Genomic DNA, 2,500 nt, shown 5'->3' with positions numbered 1-2,500 from the left:
ACATCCTGCTTGCAAAGCAGGCGCTCTACCAACTGAGCTAAACCCCCAACACCGAATGGGCCATCCTGGACTTGAACCAGGGACCTCACCCTTATCAGGGGTGCGCTCTAACCACCTGAGCTAATGGCCCAGGAGTCTCATCCCTTTTGGGGTGTGACCTAGACAAAGTTTAGGAACTGAAAATCTCCATCAAGCAATCAACATTGCTGCTGATCCTTAACTTCAAAGCTGAGGTACCGATCGACCTAAGGTGACAGGATTTCGGCCTAAGAATAAAAGTACTCAGGCATCAAAATCATTGTGTTGTCTCCCTGTTAGGAGGTGATCCATCCGCACCTTCCGGTACGGATACCTTGTTACGACTTCACCCCAGTCATCAGCCCCACCTTCGACGTCCTCCTCCACAAGGGTTGGAGTAACGGCTTCGGGCGTGGCCAACTTCCATGGTGTGACGGGCGGTGTGTACAAGGCCCGGGAACGTATTCACCGCAGTATGCTGACCTGCGATTACTAGCGATTCCGCCTTCACGTAGGCGAGTTGCAGCCTACGATCTGAACTGAGCCACGGTTTATGGGATTTGCTTGTCCTCGCGAACTTGCTGCCCTTTGTCCGTAGCATTGTAGTACGTGTGTAGCCCAGGATGTAAGGGGCATGATGACTTGACGTCATCCACACCTTCCTCCGGTTTATCACCGGCAGTCTCTCTAGAGTGCCCAACTAAATGCTGGCAACTAAAGACGTGGGTTGCGCTCGTTGCGGGACTTAACCCAACATCTCACGACACGAGCTGACGACAGCCATGCACCACCTGTCACTGCGTTCCCGAAGGCACTCTCCTGTTTCCAAGAGATTCGCAGGATGTCAAACCCTGGTAAGGTTCTTCGCGTTGCATCGAATTAAACCACATACTCCACCGCTTGTGCGGGCCCCCGTCAATTCCTTTGAGTTTCACACTTGCGTGCGTACTCCCCAGGCGGAACACTTAACGCGTTGGCTACGACACCGAGGGGGTCGATTCCCCCGACACCTAGTGTTCATCGTTTACGGCCAGGACTACAGGGGTATCTAATCCCTTTCGCTCCCCTGGCTTTCGTCCATGAGCGTCAGTGATGGCCCAGCAGAGCGCCTTCGCCACTGGTGTTCTTCCCGATATCTACGCATTTCACCGCTACACCGGGAATTCCCTCTGCCCCTACCACACTCAAGCCCAACAGTTTCCACTGCCATGATGGAGTTAAGCTCCACTTTTTAACAGCAGACTTGAAGGGCCGCCTGCGGACGCTTTACGCCCAATAATTCCGGATAACGCTTGCCACTCCCGTATTACCGCGGCTGCTGGCACGGAATTAGCCGTGGCTTATTCATCAAGTACCGTCAGATCTTCTTCCTTGATAAAAGAGGTTTACAGCCCAGAGGCCTTCATCCCTCACGCGGCGTTGCTCCGTCAGGCTTTCGCCCATTGCGGAAAATTCCCCACTGCTGCCTCCCGTAGGAGTCTGGGCCGTGTCTCAGTCCCAGTGTGGCTGATCATCCTCTCAGACCAGCTACTGATCGATGCCTTGGTGAGCCATTACCTACACCAACTAGCTAATCAGACGCGAGCTCATCCTCAGGCGAAATTCATTTCACCTCGCGGCATATGGGGTATTAGCAGCCGTTTCCAGCTGTTGTCCCCCTCCTGAGGGCAGATTCTCACGCGTTACTCACCCGTCCGCCACTAACCCGAAGGTTCGTTCGACTTGCATGTGTTAAGCACGCCGCCAGCGTTCATCCTGAGCCAGGATCAAACTCTCCGTTGTAGATCATTTCCTCTTAGACGTTTTCACGTCCTCAAAATGATTTGCGTCACCCATTACTCAGTTAAAACTGGCAACAGTTGAGGCCTCCTTTCGCTGACACAAAAGGGTTCTTAAGAGTGCATCTCTAGATTTCTCTGTCAATGACTTTCCGGGATCTCAGATCCGGTTGTTGCTCCACAATTCGCACACCGGCAACAAGAGAGCTCGTGAAAACCCTCCCGTTGCAGCGAATTGCTTCTTCGCAACGAAATTTTTTGACGGGACCTCACACCTTCATCGCTCTTTCATTCGGCCCCTCGCCTCTCCTCTCGGTTCGGCTCAGAACCAAACGCGATGAAAGCGTCAGTTCCTAAACTTTTCAATTGTCCAGGTGCGACCAGACTGTTCCTCACTCCCTCGCAGGAGATCGGTTGGTTGGTCATCGCGGCCTCTCGCGACCGCTTGAAGAACTTACAACACCGTGGGATCGCTCCCTCTTGGTCTCGTAAGCCGCCTCAGACACATCAAGACTTTCGCCTCAAGCGCTTCGGCTTGCGCGCTCGCCTCTCGGCTCCCGCGCAAGACAAAACCATAACACCACATCCCCCGAGGTCGCAATGGGCAAACCCCCTGAAAGATCTGAAGGGTTGCTTCCACTGGCGAAACCCATTGCCAGAACTACGTTTCAGTTGGAGGTCACCGCGATGCCAACGCGTTTCAC

2 tRNA genes and 1 rRNA gene (1 of these 3 cut by a window edge) are annotated in these 2,500 nt (G+C 53.7%); all 3 read right to left on the bottom strand.

What is annotated here, in order from left to right:
- A tRNA-Ala gene (locus tag AAXE93_RS12080) sits at window positions 1-47 on the bottom strand (it extends 26 nt beyond the left edge of the window).
- Between the two features lie 9 nt (window positions 48-56).
- Window positions 57-130: transfer RNA gene (locus tag AAXE93_RS12075), tRNA-Ile, on the bottom strand.
- A 184-nt stretch (window positions 131-314) separates the two neighbouring features.
- Window positions 315-1,800 (bottom strand): 16S ribosomal RNA (locus AAXE93_RS12070).
- Window positions 1,801-2,500 lie beyond the last annotated feature (700 nt).

It is taken from the genome of Synechococcus sp. HIMB2401 (assembly GCF_042883245.1).
Lineage (GTDB): Bacteria > Cyanobacteriota > Cyanobacteriia > PCC-6307 > Cyanobiaceae > Parasynechococcus.
Note: the sequence above shows the minus strand (reverse complement) of the source record. Positions and strands in the feature narration are given on the sequence as shown.